19 protein-coding genes are annotated in these 19,861 nt (G+C 26.5%); 17 read left to right on the top strand and 2 right to left on the bottom strand.

All coding sequences use genetic code 11. The features are described 5' to 3' along the window. From ACRC28_RS16190 to ACRC28_RS16150, 9 genes are all read left to right on the top strand, one after another. Window positions 1-1,225: O-antigen polymerase (locus ACRC28_RS16190; protein WP_438544480.1), on the top strand; the 1,225-nt coding region annotated here is incomplete at its 5' end. Then, window positions 1,226-2,197, top strand: coding sequence for a glycosyltransferase (locus tag ACRC28_RS16185; protein ID WP_438544479.1), 972 nt, complete (start codon window positions 1,226-1,228; stop codon window positions 2,195-2,197). It abuts the gene before it with no gap. A gap of 117 nt (window positions 2,198-2,314) precedes the next feature. Then, window positions 2,315-2,887 carry a GNAT family N-acetyltransferase gene (locus tag ACRC28_RS16180; protein ID WP_438544478.1) on the top strand — a complete coding sequence of 191 codons (573 nt, stop codon included), beginning with the start codon at window positions 2,315-2,317 and terminating at the stop codon, window positions 2,885-2,887. A 50-nt stretch (window positions 2,888-2,937) separates the two neighbouring features. After that, complete coding sequence (locus ACRC28_RS16175; RefSeq protein WP_438544477.1) at window positions 2,938-4,395, top strand: MOP flippase family protein; 1,458 nt, start codon at window positions 2,938-2,940, stop codon at window positions 4,393-4,395. An 18-nt stretch (window positions 4,396-4,413) separates the two neighbouring features. Further along, window positions 4,414-5,610, top strand: a complete 1,197-nt coding sequence (locus ACRC28_RS16170; protein WP_438544476.1) for an ATP-grasp domain-containing protein — start codon at window positions 4,414-4,416, stop codon at window positions 5,608-5,610. Continuing rightward, complete coding sequence (locus tag ACRC28_RS16165) at window positions 5,604-6,587, top strand: hypothetical protein (RefSeq protein ID WP_438544475.1); 984 nt, start codon at window positions 5,604-5,606, stop codon at window positions 6,585-6,587. The genes ACRC28_RS16170 and ACRC28_RS16165 overlap by 7 nt, the downstream gene beginning before the upstream one ends. Window positions 6,588-6,597: 10 nt before the next feature. Further along, on the top strand, window positions 6,598-7,695 hold the full coding sequence (locus ACRC28_RS16160; RefSeq protein ID WP_438544474.1) for a DegT/DnrJ/EryC1/StrS family aminotransferase: 1,098 nt from the start codon (window positions 6,598-6,600) through the stop codon (window positions 7,693-7,695). A gap of 12 nt (window positions 7,696-7,707) precedes the next feature. Then, on the top strand, window positions 7,708-8,589 hold the full coding sequence (galU, locus tag ACRC28_RS16155; RefSeq protein ID WP_438544473.1) for a UTP--glucose-1-phosphate uridylyltransferase GalU: 882 nt from the start codon (window positions 7,708-7,710) through the stop codon (window positions 8,587-8,589). A gap of 33 nt (window positions 8,590-8,622) precedes the next feature. Beyond that, the gene (locus ACRC28_RS16150; RefSeq protein ID WP_438544472.1) at window positions 8,623-9,564 is read left to right on the top strand and encodes an LCP family protein; all 942 of its coding nucleotides are present in this window, start codon (window positions 8,623-8,625) and stop codon (window positions 9,562-9,564) included. 18 nt (window positions 9,565-9,582) lie between these two features. Here ACRC28_RS16150 and ACRC28_RS16145 read toward each other — a convergent pair whose 3' ends face one another. Beyond that, the gene (locus ACRC28_RS16145) at window positions 9,583-10,257 is read right to left on the bottom strand and encodes a VanZ family protein (RefSeq protein WP_438544471.1); all 675 of its coding nucleotides are present in this window, start codon (window positions 10,255-10,257) and stop codon (window positions 9,583-9,585) included. Window positions 10,258-10,450: 193 nt separating this feature from the next. On the opposite strand from ACRC28_RS16145, the gene ACRC28_RS16140 reads away from it, so the two are divergent. Then, window positions 10,451-11,383, top strand: coding sequence for an LCP family protein (locus tag ACRC28_RS16140; RefSeq protein WP_438544470.1), 933 nt, complete (start codon window positions 10,451-10,453; stop codon window positions 11,381-11,383). 17 nt (window positions 11,384-11,400) lie between these two features. On the opposite strand, the gene ACRC28_RS16135 is transcribed toward ACRC28_RS16140, so the two are convergent. Next, entirely contained in the window at window positions 11,401-12,498 is a 1,098-nt protein-coding gene (locus ACRC28_RS16135) for a GerAB/ArcD/ProY family transporter (protein WP_438544469.1), read from the bottom strand. A 99-nt stretch (window positions 12,499-12,597) separates the two neighbouring features. Between ACRC28_RS16135 and ACRC28_RS16130 the strand changes: the two genes are divergently transcribed. The 7 genes from ACRC28_RS16130 to ACRC28_RS16100 all read left to right on the top strand — a co-directional run bounded on the left by ACRC28_RS16130 (window position 12,598) and on the right by ACRC28_RS16100 (window position 19,846). After that, window positions 12,598-14,010, top strand: coding sequence for a spore germination protein (locus tag ACRC28_RS16130; protein WP_438544468.1), 1,413 nt, complete (start codon window positions 12,598-12,600; stop codon window positions 14,008-14,010). Beyond that, entirely contained in the window at window positions 13,997-15,124 is a 1,128-nt protein-coding gene (locus ACRC28_RS16125) for a Ger(x)C family spore germination protein (RefSeq protein ID WP_438544467.1), read from the top strand. Before ACRC28_RS16130 ends, ACRC28_RS16125 begins: the two co-directional genes overlap by 14 nt. Before the next feature lie 142 nt (window positions 15,125-15,266). Further along, entirely contained in the window at window positions 15,267-16,328 is a 1,062-nt protein-coding gene (locus tag ACRC28_RS16120) for a sensor domain-containing diguanylate cyclase (RefSeq protein WP_438544466.1), read from the top strand. A 109-nt stretch (window positions 16,329-16,437) separates the two neighbouring features. Next, window positions 16,438-16,848, top strand: coding sequence for a hypothetical protein (locus ACRC28_RS16115; RefSeq protein WP_438544465.1), 411 nt, complete (start codon window positions 16,438-16,440; stop codon window positions 16,846-16,848). Between the two features lie 116 nt (window positions 16,849-16,964). Continuing rightward, complete coding sequence (locus ACRC28_RS16110) at window positions 16,965-18,821, top strand: hypothetical protein (protein WP_438544464.1); 1,857 nt, start codon at window positions 16,965-16,967, stop codon at window positions 18,819-18,821. Between the two features lie 55 nt (window positions 18,822-18,876). Beyond that, the gene (locus ACRC28_RS16105) at window positions 18,877-19,134 is read left to right on the top strand and encodes an EscU/YscU/HrcU family type III secretion system export apparatus switch protein (RefSeq protein WP_438544463.1); all 258 of its coding nucleotides are present in this window, start codon (window positions 18,877-18,879) and stop codon (window positions 19,132-19,134) included. Between the two features lie 25 nt (window positions 19,135-19,159). Next, on the top strand, window positions 19,160-19,846 hold the full coding sequence (locus tag ACRC28_RS16100; protein ID WP_438544462.1) for a metallophosphoesterase: 687 nt from the start codon (window positions 19,160-19,162) through the stop codon (window positions 19,844-19,846). Window positions 19,847-19,861: the final 15 nt, after the last annotated feature.

Here is a 19,861-nt window from a genome sequence, read left to right as displayed (position 1 = left end):
CTATTATGAAACTTCAAATGATTTTCAAATCTTATTAGGTGGTTTTTGTATAATTATAGCAATATATATATTTAGTATATATATTAGGCAAGATTTCTTACATCCTATTTCAATTTATAGTATTTTTTGGTTGGGTGTAGCAGGAATATCAACATTTAGAGTCTCATACTATCAAGTAAAATGGTCTCTATATATGTGGATAATTATTATATTAGCATATATAACTTTTGTATTAGGCTTTAAAGTTTTTAGAATTAGAAAAACCAACGAAGTAGATGATATAAAGGTAGTTATAAATAATATCAATGTTAAAAAATTATATTTGGTACTTAAAATACTTGTAGGATTATCGTATATGTCATTATTATTAGAAGTTGTGTTATTAAAGTATATACCTTTATTTAGTAGCAATATGAATTCATATAGAAATTTTAATGTTACAGGATTACACTATTTTGTAATATTAGTGGGAATAATACCACCACTTGCTATATTGTATAAGAAAGCAGGGGGAAGAAAGAAAATATGGTGGATAGTGGCATTAAGTTTTGTTGTAAGTATATTAATTGTTTCTAGACAGTTAATAATTATGCAAGTTGTATTGATAATAATAGCAAGGCATTATTTTTATAAAAAAATCAAACTAAAACAATTTGTGGTGATATTTTTATTAGGGAGTATATTATTTTCACTATCATTTAGTTTGAGAAATCAAAATTCAAATTATATAAATAATGTGGCAAAAATTATGCCTAAATATCAAAATAGTATAATTGTAAAGCCATTATTATATTTTAATATGAATTTCAATAATTTAAATATAATAGTGAATAATTTTCATGATTATAAATTAGGAGAGAATATGATATTTCCGATTCTAGCATTCGCAAATATTAAGGATGAAATAAATTATAGTTATAAAAGTGAATATTTAGCTACACGTAATTTTAATACGTGCACATATTTAGCAGATATATATTATGACTTCGGAATAATTGGGGTTATAATATTACCATTTATATTAGGGCTAATTTACTCAAGGTTCTATAATATTGCCAATAAAAAAATTTCTGTCTATAGTGTTATGTATTTTTTATTAGCATATTGTTTAATTTTTTGTTTTTTTGTAAATTGGTACTATAACACAGCAATTGTGTTTGATATTGTAATTTTATTGTTGATACAGCAATATGTAGAAAAAGGAAAAAGGGTAGGAGAAAAATAAATGGATAATAATATAATTTTATCTATATGTTGTACAACATATAATCAAGAAAAATATATAGCAAAAGCAGTTCAAAGCTTTATAGATCAAGATGTTAATTTTCAATATGAAATATTAATTCATGATGATGCATCAACGGATAGTACAAGTGATATACTAAGAGAGTTTGAAATTAAATATCCTAATTTAATTAAAGTTATATATCAAACGGAAAATCAATATTCAAAAGGGGAGATGCCATCAATAAACCTACGGTATATGGCAAAAGGTAAATATATTGCATTTTGTGAAGGAGATGACTATTGGACAGATAAAATGAAATTAAAAAAACAAGTAGAATTTTTAGAAAAAAATACTGAATATATTGCAACAGCACATTGGAGTGAGGTTGTAGATGAATTTAATAATAAAAGTAGTGCTTATTTAAATAGTGATAAGATATTTAAATTTGCTAAAAAAGAATATTGTTTTGATGATTATAGGAATGAGTATATACCAGGACATGCAAATAGTATAGTGCAAAGAAATATATTTAAGAATGGATCAGATGATTTTAAAAAAATATATAAATCTAGTGAGTTAGTAGGAGATAGAACAACATATCTTATATTAGTACTATTAGGAAAAATATATGTACATCAGGAGATAATGAGTGCATATAGATATATTACAGATAATGGGATAAGTTATAGTTCGAAAGTAGCAAATCAAAATAGACATGATAAATGGTTTAAATATTATTTGAATTTAGAAAAAAATATTTATAAAGAGATGAATAGAGAGGTGAAATTAAAACGGTTAAAATATCAACATTTAATGATGGCATTACAACTATATATGAAGGGTAGAACATTAGAAAATAAGAAGGTTTTATCAGATATTTGGAAAGTATCTAATCATTCAGAACTAATTAGATATTTTCCTAAAGCAGTGTTAAATAGGATAGATTTATATTTTAGATATAAAAATTAAAAATCTGTATAAAAAATATAGACAAATAAATTAATAAAAAAATATTAAGAATGATTAAATTATAAGATGTGATGAAAATATTTTTAAATTAACTATTTTATAAAGAGGGGGTAAATAATGAATATACAAGGGAAATTTGTAACATTAAGAGCTATAGAAGAAAGTGATATGGAGTTATTAGAGGGGATGCTAAATGATTCAGAAATAGAAAAAATGGTTATGGGATGGGCATTTCCGATATCAAAATTTCAACAAAGAAAATGGTTTGAAAATAGTAGTCAAGATCAAAAAAATATAAGATTAATAATTGAAACAGAAAATGATGGTGCAGTTGGACTAGTTACATTGATAGATATAGATTGGAAAAATAGAGTTGCATCACAAGGAATAAAATTAGTGAATAAGGAATATCGAGGCAGAGGGATAGGAACAGATGCAGTTATGACTATGATGAAATATGCATTTGAAGAATTACAATTAAATAGATTAGATGGAGCAATTATTGAATATAATGAGGCATCTAAAAATTTATATTGTAACAAGTGTGGATGGAAAATTGAAGGAGTACAAAGAAAAAGAAGATTTAAGAATAATAAATATCATGATAATTTTATAATAGGAATATTAAAGGAAGAATACGAAGAATTGGTAAATGAAAACAAATATTGGGGAAATATACATCAAAAATAGTAGAAAGATGTAGAAAAGAGTCTATTTACGGACGAGGAGTAAAGAGGAAGATGAATAAAGAAAATGATTTAAAAAAGAAAACCGTAGGTGGATTAATATGGACTTTTTCAGATTTGATTGTTAATCAAGGTTTACAATTTGTAATACAAATTGTATTAGCAAGATTACTATTACCAGAAGAATTTGGACTTATTGGAATGATAACAATTTTTATAGCGTTAGCTAATACTATAGTAGATAGTGGATTTTCAAATGCATTAATAAGAGAAAAAAAAGTGACACAAGCAGAATATTCAACAGTATTTTATTTTAACTTACTGATGGCTATTATATTATACGTTGTACTATTTTTATTATCACCAAAGATAAGTTTATTTTTTAGACAGCCACAATTAAGTGAGATTTTAAGAGTTTTAGCAATAACATTTGTAATAAATTCTTTTGGGCTTATACAAAGGACGATGCTTACAAGAGAATTAAGTTTTAAGCCACAGATGTTAATAAATATGATAGCATCTATCTGCTCTGGAGTAGGGGCAATAGTTTTGGCTTATTTAGGGTTTGGAGTTTGGAGTTTAGTTTTTAGGACACTGATACTTCAGGGAATGCAAGCTATTTTATTATGTTTAATTAATAGATGGAGACCATCAATAACATTTGACTTTAAATCTTTCAAAAAATTCTTTAACTTCAGTTGGAAATTATTGATTTCAGGAGTGATAGATACTATATATAACAACTTATATTATGTAATTATAGGAAAAATTTATTCACCAACTGAGCTTGGGTATTATACAAATGCCCAAAAATTAAGAGATACAGCAGTACAATCTATCAGTAACTCCATTCAGAAAGTAACATATCCTATGTTAAGTAAAATAAAAGAAGAGGAAGAAAAATTAAAAGAATCATATAAAAGTTTAATGAAACATGCTAGTTATATAAATTTTCCTATAATGATAGGGCTTGCAGTAGTTGGAAGGAAACTTATAATTGTATTATTTGGACCAGAATGGATTCCTAGTATAGATATGTTTATTATTCTGTGCATTTCAGGAATGTTATATCCAATGCAAGCACTAAATTTAAATATATTACAAGTAAAGGGACGTTCAGATTTATTTTTAAAGCTAGAGATAGCAAAAAAGATAATAAATGTAATTTTAATTGCAATAGCTATTTATATGAGGGCGGGAATAATCTCATTGATATGGGTAATATTTATAAATTCAATTATAAGCTTTTTTATAAATTCACATTATTCAAAAGAGATTATAGGATATTCTACTTTCGAACAAATAAAAGATATGGCACCAATATTGCTGATTACGGGACTGGCAGCAGGAATAACATTAATTATAGGAAAAATATTATGCACACCTAACTTTGAATTTTTAGTAATAGAGTTAGTTGTAGGGTTTAGTTTATATATTTTATTTAGCTATATATTTAAAATAGAAAGTTTCTTTTTTATACTTGAAATTATAAAAAAGATTATAAAAAGATAAATGAAAGAAGTTGATATTATGAAAAAAATATTATTTTTAGGTGGGTCAAAGCAACAAGTTCCAGCTATTGAATATGCAAAGTCAAAAGGATATTATACTATATTATGTGATTTTTTAAGTGATAATCCAGGACAGTTTGTAGCAGATAAATTCTATTGTGAAAGTACGACAGACTTAGATAAAATGCTTGAAATTTCTATGGAAAATAAAATTAATGGAATTGTAGCATATGCATCAGACCCAGCAGCATTAACTGCAGCTTATGTAGGAAATAAAATGGGGCTAAAATCAAATCCATATGAATCAGTTGAGATATTGTCTAAAAAAAATTTATTTAGAAAATTTTTAAATGAAAATGGATTTAATTGTCCAAAAGCAAAAAGTTTTAAGTCATTTTCTGAAATAAAGAATAATTTAGATCATTTTAAATTTCCAGTAATGGTAAAACCCATAGATTCCTGTGGGAGTAAAGGAGTTTCAAGAGCAAATAATATAGATGAAATAAAGAATATGTTTAAGATTGCATTGGATAATTCAAGAGAAAAAAATGTAATAATTGAAGAATTTATTCAAAGGGATCATGAATATATGATAAGTGGTGATGCATTTGTAATAGATGGAGAAGTAGTATATTTTGGTCTTTTAAATGGTCATAGAGATAGAAATGTAAACGAATTTGTTCCAATAGGAAATAGCTATCCCACATTTTTAAGCAAGGAAAGAATTCAAAAGGTTAAAAATGAAGTGCAAAAAGTAATGAATATTCTTAGGATGGATAATGGGGCGTTAAATTTAGAATTAATGTTTGATGAGAAGGATCAGATTTATATTATTGAAATTGGTCCAAGAAATGGTGGGAATATGATTCCTAAATTATTAAGTGAAGCAAATAAGGTTGATTTAGTAGGGGCTACTGTAGAAAATGCAATGGATAATTTAAAGGAATTAAAATTTGATGAATCAAAGAAAAAATTTGTTATTGCATATGTTCTTCATTCAGGAAAAGATGGGATATTTAATGGAATTAATTATTTAAATGGGATAGAGAAGAATATAAAAAAGAAAGTTATGTATAAAAATATAGGTGAGGAAATAAAGGTATTTAATGGTGCAAATGAAGCATTAGGAATAATATTTTTAGAGTTTGATAGTTTAGAGGATATGAAAGAATTTGTATATGAAAATAATAAATTTATAGAGGTCAGTGTATGCTAGAAATAGGAGGTTTTTTTGAATTAGAATTAAAAAAAGCAATAGAATATCATGATACAAAATATAAACTTAATAATGGAAGAAATGCTGTGAAGTTTATTTTAGAAAAAAAGAAATATAAGAAAATTTATATACCAGTGTATACTTGCGATAGTGTTTATAACTGTATAAAAAATTTATCGATAGAGATAGAAGAATATAATATTGATGAAAAATTTTTACCGAAAATAGACTATTCAAAAATTAAAGAGAATGAGTGTATTTTATATGTGAATTATTTTGGAATTTGTGGAAAGCAAATTTCAGAGGTGTGTAAAAGATGTAAAAAAGAAAGCAAAAGTGACTTGATTGTAGATAATACACAGGGGTTCTTTGAAAAACCAAAAAATGACACACACACAATATATTCAGCACGTAAATTTTTTGGAGTACCAGATGGAAGTTATTTATATACTGAAGAAAGTTTAGATTATAGTAATCTAGAAAAGTGTAAGTGGGGAATAGATAGCTTATATTTATTAGATAGAATTGAACAAGGAGCTAGTCTGGCATACCCTAATTTTAGGGAAGCAGCAAAAAAACATAGTTTATTAGGCATTCAAAAAATGTCAGATATATCTCAAAGAATATTGGAATCTATTGATTATAAAGAAGTTTTGAAAAGACGAAATGAGAATTTCAAATATTTACATGAAGAATTAAAAAGTCTAAATAAATTAGATATAGATATTGAAAAAATTAATGGGGCAATGGTATATCCTTTCTATCATGAACAGGGAGAAAAAATAAGAAAAGAATTGATTGCTAAAAAAATTTATATAGCTAAATACTGGGAAGATGTTTTAATTAAAAAAAATGCATCTGAAAGAGAAAAATCTTTAGTTAAAAATATTGTTGCAATACCGATAGATCAGAGATATGGAATTCAAGAGATGAAGTATATTATAAATGAACTTAAGAATATATTAAGAGATAAGTAGGAGAAAAATTATGGAAATTGTTAATGTTACTAAAAGTTCTATGCCAGAATTTGATGAGTATGTTGAAGAAATAAGAAGTCTTTGGGATACTCATTGGTTAACTAATATGGGTGAAAAGCACAAAAGATTAGAAAAAGAGTTAAAGAAATATTTAGGTGTAGAGAATATAACTTTATTTACTAATGGACACCTAGCATTAGAAAATGTTATTACTGCTTTTGATTTTGTTAGAGGAAGTGAAGTTATAACAACACCTTTCACATTTGCATCAACTACTCATGCTATAGTTAGAAATGGGTTGAAGCCTGTATTTTGTGATATTAATGAAGATGATTATACTATGGATGTTAGCAAAATAGAGGGATTAATTACGGAAAAAACTTGTGCTATAGTTTCAGTTCATGTTTATGGAAATATTTGTAATACGGAAGAGATAGAAAAAATAGCTAAAAAGCATAATTTAAAAGTTATATATGATGCGGCACATGCTTTTGGAGTAAAAGTCAATGATGAAAGTATAGCAAATTTTGGTGATGCAGCTATGTTTAGCTTCCATGCAACAAAGGTGTTTAATACAATAGAAGGAGGAGCTGTTATTTATAAGGATGAAAGATTAAATAAAGTTCTTTATGATATTAAGAACTTTGGGATAACAGGGCCTGAAAGTGTTGAATATATTGGTGGAAATGCTAAAATGAATGAATTCCAAGCAGCTATGGGAATATGTAATTTAAAGCATATAGCTAAAGAGATGAGTAAAAGAAAAAAAGTTGTTGAGCGTTATAAAGAGAATTTAAAAGATGTTGATGGAATAAAGATTGTTAAAGAACAAAGAGGGGTAGAAAGCAATTACGCTTATTTCCCAGTAGTATTTGATAATTTTAAATTAACTAGAGATGAAGTATTTAAAAAATTGCAAGATAATAATATAATTGCAAGAAAATATTTTTATCCATTAACTAATAGTTATGAATGTTATAAGGAAAGATTCCATTGTGAAGAAACACCAATAGCAGAAAAGATTTCAAATAAAGTATTAACATTACCACTTTATGCAGATTTAGAACTAGACACAGTAGATGAAATTTGTAAATTGATTTTAAAATAGGAGGAAGATGCCATGAATAAAATCAGAAAAGCAATAATACCAGCAGCAGGTCTTGGAACTAGATTTTTACCTGCAACTAAGGCACAACCTAAGGAGATGCTTCCAATTGTGGATAAGCCTACTATTCAATATATTATAGAGGAGGCTATAGCTTCTGGTATTGAGGAGATCTTAATTATTACAGGTAGAAGTAAGAAGTGTATTGAGGATCATTTTGATAGAAATGTTGAGCTTGAGATGGAGCTTAAGAAGTCTGGTAAAGAAGATATGCTTCATATGGTTGAGGATATTTCAAATATGGCTGATATTTATTATATAAGACAAAAGGAGCCTAAAGGACTTGGACATGCAATAAATTGTGCAAGAGCTTTTGTTGGTGATGAACCTTTTGCAATACTTTTAGGAGATGATATTGTTTATAACGATGAAAAACCTTGTTTAAAGCAACTTATTGATTGTTATAATGAGTATCATACATCAGTGCTTGGAGTACAAACTGTAGCACATGAAAATGTAAATAAATATGGTATTGTTGATGGTATTAGAATTGAGGACAATATAATGAAGGTTAAGGGTCTTGTTGAAAAGCCGAATGTTGATGAAGCGCCTTCTGATGTAGCTATTTTAGGAAGATACATTGTAACTCCTAAGATATTTGAAATTTTGGATAAAACAAAGCCTGGAAAAGGAAATGAAATTCAACTTACAGATGCATTAAAGACTTTAATAGAAGAAGAGGCTATGTACGCATATAGCTTTGAAGGTAGAAGATATGATGTTGGTGATAAGTTAGGATTTTTACAGGCAACTGTTGAATATGCCTTAAAGAGAGATGAGTTAAGAGCTGATTTTACAGAGTATTTACAAGAGATATTAAAAAAGGATGAAAATTAAAAATAGTGAAAAACTAGAATAGAGGATAACATAATGAAAAAATGGGGAAAAATTTTAGCTACTATAATAATAGTGATTCTTATAGTGATTATAGGTGTGGGAATATACACTTATAATTTATTAGGTAAAACTAAAAAGGTTGAGTTAAATAAAGATGGACTTGGAATAAATCAAGCAGTTAATAGTGAAGCTGAGGATGCAGGTGTTATTAATATTGCTTTATTTGGAAAAGATGAGCCTAAAGGTACTGCAGGACGTTCAGATGCAGTTATGATATTAACTATAGATAAAAAGCATAATGATGTGAAGCTATCTTCTATAATGAGAGATTCTTATGTAGAAGTAAAAGGTCATGGTAAGACAAAGCTTACTCATGCATATGCTTATGGAGGTCCTGAACTTGCTATAAACACTATAAATACAAACTTTGACTTAAATATAGACAAGTTCATAAGTGTAAACTTTACAACATTACCAGAAATCATAGACAAGCTTGGTGGAGTAGAGATAGATATAAAACCAGGAGATTTAAAATGGATAAATGGTTATATTGATAGCTTAAATAGTTATAATCATACTAATGTACCACATATAACAGAGCTTGGACCACAACTTTTAAATGGTACACAAGCAACAGCTTATTCAAGAATAAGATATTCAGGTGGAGACCAAATGAGAACTGAAAGACAGAGAACTGTATTAGAGGCTGTATTTAGTAAAATTAAGGTTATGCCAAAGACTGAATTACCTTCAATTTTAAATGAATTAATGCCGATGTTAGAGACTAATATGTCTTCAACAGAGCTTATAGGATTAGGAATGGATATTGAAAAAATTGATCCTAAGACTATGAAGCAAGAAATGTTTCCAAATGATCAAAGTGGACATGGAGAAATGATAGATGGTGTTTATTATCAAGTATTTAATAAAGACATGACAACAAAAAATATGCACAATTTTATATTTAATTCATAGAAAAATTCCATGGGAAGTTTAATGCTTTCCATGGAATTTTGTTTTCATATATAAATTAATAATTGGTCTAGATAAATTATTAATAAGCTTTTTTAAATCAGTAGAAAAGAATCTAGCTTGAACAAATTTTAATCCAAGATAAAAGCTAATAGTATTAGTTAACATATCATTAGTATCACAAACTCCAGTTTTAGAAATACCTTGCAGAAGCTCTACTAAGACTATAAAAACTATGAAAAATAAAACTAAAAGATAGTTTTCTAAATAACTTTTACATTTAAAATATACACCAATTGGGAAGTACATAAAGAAATTTCCAATAGTGTTTAAAAGAGCAATTGGTGATAAGGTAAAGTCACTTAAAAATGAAGTCAGTGGGTTTAAAATAAACTGCATATGAGTGAAGTTTGCTTTTAAATAAGTAATAGAAAATAAGTAAATGGAGTATAAAACAATATAAAGATCAACATATTTAGAGACAGGTTTATTGAATAAAAGAACTTGACCTAAAATATACATAGTAAAGAAGATTACTAGTAAGAATATAGTTTTTATAAATAAGGGAAATCTATAATGAAAGCTTAACCAAAGTGGTGAGATAATTCCAAAATCTAAAATAGCTGTTAAAGTTATTATAAAAAGTAAGAAATTTTCTTGTTTGTTTTTTATAAATAATAATATAAATTTTAACATAAGTGTACTCCTAAAGTTATTTAAATTAATTATATATGAAGATAATCTGGTAAAAATGAAGAAAGATTTAAAAGTGAAAAAAGAAAGTTTTTTTTAATTAAGAAAATCTTAAAAAGTAAATTAAAAAATAACTTTGTAAAAAAATAATGAATAATGTATAATTTAGGTATGAATGGGTAATTAGGAGGATGAGATGAGTAGAAAAGAAAAAAAGGGTAAACAAAACGGTTCTAAAAGTGTAAAAATTTTAAAACGTGTTTTGATTGGATTGGTAGCAACGATTATCTTAATGATAGGAGTTGGAGTATTTTATGTATATAATACATTAGGCAAAATTGAGAAAACAGATATAAGTGGAGAAGACTTAGGAGTAGTACAAGAGGAAACTGGTAAAGACATAGTTAATATTGCTTTATTTGGAGTTGATGCACCTAAGGGAGAAAGAGGTAGATCAGATAGTATAATGATTTTAAGCCTTGATAAAGAACATAATAAAATGAAATTAACATCTTTAATGAGAGATTCATATGTTAATATTCCAGGGTACAATATGGACAAGATAAACCATGCATATGCTTATGGTGGACCTGCACTTGCAGTAAAAACTTTAAATACGAACTTTGGATTAAATATAGAAAATTTTGTAACAGTAAACTTTACATCATTACCAAAAATAATTGATGCAATCGGTGGAGTAAGTATAGATATTACAAAAGGTGATTTAACAGAAATGCCTAGAGTAGGAATTCATAATACAGGAATGCAAAGATTAAATGGAGAACAAGCTTTAGCTTATTCTAGAATAAGATATAATGGTGGAGACCAACAAAGAACTCAAAGACATAGAAATGTTATGGAAGCTATGTTAAATGAAGTTAAAAATGTATCAGTATCAAAAATACCAGGCATATTAACAGGATTATTCCCATATATGGAAACAAGCTTTACATCAACAGATCTTATTAGTTTAGCAACAAGTAATGTTTCATTATTACAAAGTCCGTTACAGCAATTAAGATTACCTGAAGATGGTACTTATAAGCCATTACCAGGGACAAAGACATATTATGCTGTATATGATTTAGAAAAAGCGAAAGAAAAGCTAAAAAGTTTTATATATGAATAAAAAATACCTTTCAAGATTTAATCTTGAAAGGTATTTTTTTTAGAAGAAGTATGCTTTGTTTTAAAGAAGAAGAGAGTATAGGTGATTAATGGAATTATAAAAAATACAAGCAGTAAAAAAAGTTGATAATATCTTAAAATATTAAAAAGAAAAAATTGATTAGTGGAAAGGTATAAGGAAAGTAAAAAAGCAATGGAAGAAAATAAAATGGTGAAAAGTTTTTTCTTACGTATTTTTGATTTTAATATAAGAGTTATCGATTTAAAAGAAAGTAAATACTTTAAAGAATAAATAAAAACAACTCTTAGAAGATAGAAAAAATCGCCACATTCTAAAAAGCCATTTAATTGAAGACGTTGGTAATATATAAATTCAGGATAAAAAATATTTCCAGCACGTAGTGGTCCAAAGGTTGCAACAAGGGAAAAGAAATATAAAGTTGTTGAAATAAGGATAAAAATCATTGTTAGTCCGGAATATTTCATTAAATGTTGAGAGTCATGGACAAATCTTAAAAAAGGCAAAATAATTAGTATTGATGAAAATGAGCCAAGTGAAAGTAAAAAAGAAAGAATTACTTCTTTTGATAAACCATTAAATAAAATTGGAAAAACAGATGAAAAATCCTTATATTTAAAAAGTAAAACAGACATAAAAAATGATGTTATTAAAACTATAAAAAGGAGAATAAAAACTATATAGCTTATAGTTTTTAGACTTTTAGTAGATACATATGCAATTGGAATAAAAAAGAAAAGAAGGCAGTACCATACTGGAGTTTCAATAAAAATGTTAGTATGAATACTACTTGCATAAATAGATGCAGATTCTACTGAGCAACTAAAAAATCCTAAAAGTATAAGAAATAAAAGAAAATAGGCAATTGGTTTAGGATATACTTTTAGAAAAATAGATTCTAAATTAAAGTTTTTTCTTTTTATAGAAGTGTAAATTATAAAAAGAAAAAAAAGCATAAAAATTAAGCTAGCAAAAAATGTAGCTAAATAGGTATCTCTTCCTGAGATACGAAGAAATATAGACGAATATGTTCTAATACTTATAGTAGAAACAGCTAAAATGAAAAATATGTAATGTTTAGAATTTAATTTAAGCAAACCAAATCTCTCCCTTTTGTAAAAATATTTACACCTAGTATTTGCAAAAAAATGAATATTAAACATATTTTAAGAGATAATATTTTTAGGTGATGAAGAATGAATAAATATTTAAAAAGTGTAAAAGAACAATTTGAAGGAAGTTTTGACGTTAAGTATAGGGAGGTTAATTGCTCTTTAGGAAAAGCTACATTAGTATTTGTAGACAATATATGTAGTGGTGATTTTATAAATGAGTATATAGTATTACCACTTAAAAGAAATGAGTATGAATGCAAAAATGTAGAGGATTTACTTGAAAATGTGCTAGATTTAGCTAACTATGTGAAAGATAAAAATGATTTAGATGATATATTTTTACATATTGTATCAGGCGATGTAGTTATTTTCATAGAAAATTATGAAGAGGTACTTTTTTGCGAAGCAAAAGGAATGGTAAGAAGAGGAATCGGTATTCCAGTAACAGAAAATGTATTAAAGGGACCTAGAGAAGGTTTTAATGAATTGTTTGTTGATAATATATCTCTTCTTAGAAGAAAAATGAAAAATTCTAATTTGAAATTTGAACCAACTTATGTAGGAAAAAAAAGTCAAACTGTTGTGTGTTTAGCATACATTAAGGGGGTAGCACCTGAAGGACTAATAGAATATGCAAGAGAAAAAATAAAAAGCTTAAATATGGAGTTTTTATTAGATACAAATTATGTAGAAGATAAGCTTAAAAATAAAAATTCAATATTTGATACAGTAGGATATACTGAAAAGCCAGATGAAATTGCAGCTAAGATAATGGAAGGAAGGGTGGCTATTTTAGTAGATGGAACTCCTTTTGTTATAACAATTCCATACTTTTTTTTGGAAAATTTCCAAATGCCAGATGATTATTATATAAATAGAACATTTGCAAATTTCACTAGAGTGTTAAGGTGGATGGCTTTTTTCTTAGCTACATTTTTACCAGGAGCATATGTTGCTATAATTACATATCATTTTTCTGTAATTCCATCTTTGTTTTTATTTAGATTAGCAGTATCACGGGCGGGTATACCTATTCCTACAGTACTAGAAGTTATAATTATGATGATTTCTTTTCAGATAATAAAAGAAGCTGGTCTTAGATTGCCACAACCAATAGGAAGTGCTATGAGTATAGTATCCGCACTTATATTAGGAGAGGCGGCTGTAGGTGCAGGGATAGCATCAAGAATAACAATAATTGTAATTGCTATTAGCATGCTTAGTTATTTTTTAATTCCTAAAATGTATTCAGCATTATCAGTATGGGCATTAGTATTTGTTCTTGCAGGAGGTACTTTTGGACTTCCAGGTATTTTCTCATTAACAGTTGTATTTATAGCTAAAATAGCAGAATTAGAAACAGGGAATTATCCTTATTTATTTCCACTTGGAAGTTTTGAAAAATTTAACTTTAAAGATGTTTTATTTAGAGGGAAATTGGGAAGAATTTCAAAGGAAGTAGTTTCGGAGGATGAGAAAGATGAGAAGAGTTAGGAAAATAATTAAGCTAGGCATTTTAATTCTTGCAATAATACTAATGCTTGCTGGATGTTTCAATTATAGAGAAATAAATAATGTTACATTTGTAACTAGTGTAGTTTTAGATTTAGATCCTTTAGGGAATGTTGTAATTTATATGGACTGTGTGAAGCCTTATAGAAATAATAATGAAAGTTCAGACAATGGAAAGAGAATAATATATAAAGGAACAGGAAAAACAACATTAGAAGCAATAAGGGATGTGAATATGGCATCAAGCTATAAAATAAATTTCACTCAAAATAGAGCAATAATTTTTACAGAGGGGGCAGCTAAAGAAGGGATTGGTAAATTTTTAGATATTATAAATAATGATCAAGAATTTTTAGTAAGACCTTATGCTTTCGTATATTTTGGAGAGGTAGATAAGCTTCTTAATTTGGTAGCTTCAGATGAAGAATATTTAGGATTATATCTGACCGATTTAGTAGAAAAAAATAAAGCTAATCCTAGAGCAATAGTAAAAACTATAAATGAGTACATAACAGAAAGTGAGATTGGAGCAAATTATTCCTTACTTGGAGCGATTCAATCGAGAAAGGATGTAACAGACCAAAGAGTTGAATTAAGTGGTGGAGTTATAATGCAAAATAACGTTATGAAAGAAAGAATAAGTATGCTTGATGGATTAAGCTATAACATACTCATAAATAATATAAAAACAGGAACTTTAGAAGCTGTAAATCCACAAATGAATAATGGATTTATAACATTAGAGATTTTAAATAATAAAACTAAAACAGATATAAATTATGATGGAAATAGAGTTTTATTAACTAAAAACATAACTATAAAAACAACACTTGCAGAAGAGCAGGGAAGATTTGTATTAGATAAAGAAACTTTGAAATTAATAAAAGAAGAGGAAGAAAAGAGAATAAAGGGATATTTAGAAACTTTTTTTGATAAATTTAATAGAAAAAATATAGACATAATGGGTGTAGAAAGATTATTAGAAATGAAATATCCAAATCTTATTAAAGGAAATATACTTAGTACTGTGGATATAGACATAAAAGTTAATGTTGATATTGAAGGAAGAAGTATAACAAGGGATAGCTTTTTTTAAAAGATAAAATTGGTTGAAATTAGAAATTAAAAATAGTATTATTAAAGTATAAAAGGATTATGTTGAGAAAATCTATTTTAAATATAATTTTAATAGATTTTTAATAAGAGAAAGCTTATGATAGTGGGGGATTTTTCAAAAAATGGATTATTACAAAAAGCTTTATGAAAGTGAAAAATGCAATCATGAAAAATATAAAGAAGAAATGAGAGCAGAAAGAAAAAATTTAGAAGAAAAAAATGCAAAGCTTTTAAAAGACATAGATGTTTTAGCTAATATTATTCAAATAAGTCAATACATAAATTCATATATAAGAGATAAAAACTTGGTAAATATGATAAATGATATGATAGTAGGAGTTTTAGGGGTAAAGCATTCGTCTATATATGTAAGAGAAAGTGATGGAAAGTTAGTTAGAAATGTAAACGAAGTATGTAATATAGAGCCAACAGAGGAAGAACAAAAAAATATAAATGAAGGAACTGAATATTTATTTATTTCAGATGATTATATTAAAATATGTCCTAAATGTAAGGCGAAAATAAAGTCATCAATGGGAATGCCAATTAAATTAAGAGGTAAATTTATAGGATATATAGCAGTAGATCATACCATTGACTTAACTGAGGAAAATAGAATTTTCTTAAGTTCAATTTCAGCACAAATAGCAATTGCACTAGAAAATTCACTTCTTTATAGAGAATTAAGTGACATTGCTAAAAAAGATTCACTAATGGGGATTTATAACAGAAAATATTTTTTTAAAAGAGCAGAAGAAATATTAGGAAAAGATAAAGAAAAGTATGCAATAGTTATGTTAGATCTAGATAATTTTAAAAAGGTAAATGATAACTTTGGACATCAATATGGGGATGAAGTTTTAAAACGTGTTAGTAAAATTATCAGTAAAAATCTTTTGAAAGAGTCTGTTTTTGCAAGGTATGGTGGAGAGGAATTAATAATATTAATTTATAATTATAAAGAAAAATTAGATGTTATAGAAAGCTTAGAAAATATAAGAACTTTAATTGAAAAGGAAACCATATGTTTAGGTGAAATAAAATCTAAAGTAACAACAAGCATAGGGATATCCTTTAGTAAAGAAAAAAATGGAAAGATAGCGGAAGTTATAAGTAGAGCAGATGCATTATTATATGATGCAAAGCATAACGGTAAAAATAGAATTGAATATGAGACTATATAGAGAAAAGAGTGGTATAAATTGAAATAGATACCACTTTTTCTTTTTATTAAAGTATAAAAAATATCTAATTGAATATAATTAATTATAAGAATTTATAGGGGTTGAAAAAATGATTCAAATATTTTGTGGCGAAAGAGGTGCTGGTAAAACTAAAAAACTTATAGAAAAAGCAAATGAATATAAAAAAGGTGCAAAAGGAAATATTATATTTATAGATGATGACAGCACAAATGCAAGACTTGTAGATAGGGAAATCAGATTTATAGCAACGGATGAATTTAATGTAGAAGGATGTAATTCATTTTATGGTTTTCTATGTGGCATAATATCAAATGATTATGATATAGAGCATGTCTATATAGATGGACTTTTAAGTATTTTAAAATGTTCATTAGAAGAAACTAGAGAATTATTTTTTAAATTATCAAAGTTATGTGAAGAATATGATGTAAGAATATTCATAAACGTTAATAATGAAAAGATTGAAGAAATGCCATTATTCATAAAAGAATATGCTTAAATGTAAAGGGTTACTAAGGCTGGTTGTTTTACAATCAGTCTTTTTACATAGATATAGATATAAAAAAATGTAAAAAATATACGATAATAAGGTATAGAAAGTTTAGAGGTGAAGGTATGCCAGGAATTTGGGGATTAAATGGAAATAATGTTGTTTCAAATAGAAAGATATCCAGTAAGATAACCTTTAAAGAAGGGGAACGCTTTACAGGGAAAATTATAAAAAAAGATGGAGAAAAAAATGTTGTTATAAAGTTAGCTGATGGATGGAAGTTTGAAGCTGAAATTGAGGGTGATGTAAATTTAGAAGAAAATTCAGTTTTAAAGTTCAAGGTTAAGGATACAGTTGATGGAAAATTAAAATTAGAAATAGTAAAAGAAGAAGTTGATGGCTTTAAAAAATTAAACAAAGACCAGTTGATTTTAAAGTTTATGAGAGAAAAGGGCGTGTCAAAAGAAGAAGCAATGCTAATGAAAGAAATGATACAAAGAGAAATTCCTTTAACAAAGGAAAATATAAATAAATTTAAAGAGGTATTATCTTTTTTAGAAAACATAAAAAATAATAGTGAAGAAGAAGAGAGTTTTATAAATAAATTTATAGACTCTAAGGTAGTAGACACGGAGAGCAAGAATATAGAGCAAACATTAAAAAGTTTTTTTCAGGTTTTCAAAAAAATGTCAAAGGAAGAAGTAATGGTGTTTTTAGAAAATAATGTTGAATTAACTAAGGAAAATGTTGAAGGATATAATAAATTATTTAAAGAAGATAAATTAAACGGTTTTATAAAAGAAATAAAAACATTAATAAAGGAAAAAAATGATATAGAAAGGGAAGTAGAAAAATCAGATGTACCTAAGGAAAAAATAGAAATAGATAAAAAAGATTTAGAAAATAAAGAGGCGATAAAGGGAAATAATAGATTTGGATATGTTAAACCTGAAGAAAAGGGAAGTGTAGTAGGATTAATAAAATCAATAGTTGGTGAAAATAATAAAGAGGTTAAAGATATATTTAAAGAGATAATACTCCATAAAAAAAGTATAGAGGTTTTAGATTTAAATACTATTGATGAAAAATTCAAAGGTATTACAGAAGGAAAGTTTATAAGAGCATTGCAAGAAAATATAAATTTAAAAAGTGATGGGAAACCTAATAATGTAAGTGTAGAAGATTTTTTAAAGCTTCTAGAGAATATAAATACAGAAGATGATGTGGTGGAAAATACACAAGTTATAGGGGAGAAGGTAAAAGGAAAAGAAAATGTTGAAGAAGTATTGACTAAGATTTTAGGAAAAGAAATAAAGTTAAATAAAGAAGAGTATAAAAAGATTTTACAAGTTATAGAAGGGTTTGAGAAAGAAAAATTAACAGAAGAAGTAAAAGAAAAAATTATTAATAAGCCACAAATTTTAGATGCTAATAATATGAAAAAAGATGAGATAATAAAGGAATTAAAAGAAAAAATTATTAATACAAGGGAAATTGCTGGAAAGTTAGAAGAAAACTTCTTGGGTAAAGGAAGTGAGAAAATACTAGCTTTTGTTAAAAATAATATTGGAGAATTTAAAATATTTAATGCAATTAGCAATGAGTATTATTATTTAGACATACCTATAAAATTACAGAAAGAAGAATATCCATGTAAATTAATAATAAAGGATAATAGAAAAGATAATAAATCTATTGATAAAAATAATGTAAAGGTAATAGTTAGTATAAAAACTATAAATTTAGGTTTAATAGATAGTTATATTCATTTAAGTAATAATAATATGGAGGTCAAATTAAAATGTAAAAGAGAAAATATAGGAATTATAAAAGAGAAAATAGATAATTTAAAAAAGGCTTTAGAAACTATGAATTTAAATATAAAAATAAGTGTAGAAGAAAAAATAGATGAAGTAACACTTGCTAACTGTAGAGAGTTTTTTAAGAAAAAAGAAAATAGAATTTTAGATACAATTGTATAATTAGAGTTGAACATAAATAAATATATGGATATAATAAAGCAAGGAATGAGATGAGATGGGATATAAAAGAAAAGCCGCAGCGCTTAAATATGATATGAACAATGAAGCACCTGTAATATCAGCAGCGGGTGTTGGGCAGATAGCAGAAAATATAATAAAAAGGGCAGAAGAAAATGAAGTTCCAATTGTATACAATAAGGAGCTTACAGATTTTTTATGTAACTTAGATGTAGGGGATAGTATACCTGAGGAATTATATGAAGCAGTTGCTCATGTTATAGCTTATATAACAGATATAGATGAAAAGATATAGATAAAATGGAAAGGTGATTAAATATATGGCGTTATACGCAATATCAGATTTACATTTATCTCTAAATACAGATAAGCCAATGGATATATTTGGAGATAAATGGGCATCACATGATGAAAAAATAAAAACAAACTGGCTAGAAAAAGTAAAAGATGAAGATACTGTTTTAATTGCAGGAGATATATCTTGGGCCATGAAATGGCATGAAAGCGAAGAAGATTTAAAATTCATAGATGAGTTACCGGGGAAAAAGATAATTTCTAAAGGGAATCATGACTATTGGTGGGCGAGCATAACTAAGCTAAATAGCATCTTTGAAAACACAAAATTTCTTCAAAATAATTATTATACTTACGAGGACTATGCAATATGTGGAACACGTGGATGGATTCCAAGAAATGATAATTATACAGAACATGATGAAAAAATTTATAAGAGAGAATGTATCAGATTAAAGTTATCATTAGATGAGGCTAAAAAAGCTGGTTATGATAAATTTATAGTAATGTTACATTATCCACCAACAAACGATAAGTTTGAAGATTCAGAAATAACAGACATACTTGAAGAATATAAAGTAGAAAAAGTTATTTATGGACATATTCATGGATATGGACTGAAAAATATATTAAATGGAATGAAAAATAATATTGAATATATAATGACATCATCAGATTATTTGAATTTCGACCCTATAGAATTAATAAAATAAAGTTTAATATATAAA

It is taken from the genome of Clostridium sp. (assembly GCF_051650885.1).
Lineage (GTDB): Bacteria > Bacillota > Clostridia > Clostridiales > Clostridiaceae > Clostridium.
This window is presented reverse-complemented; position numbering and strand designations above follow the sequence as displayed.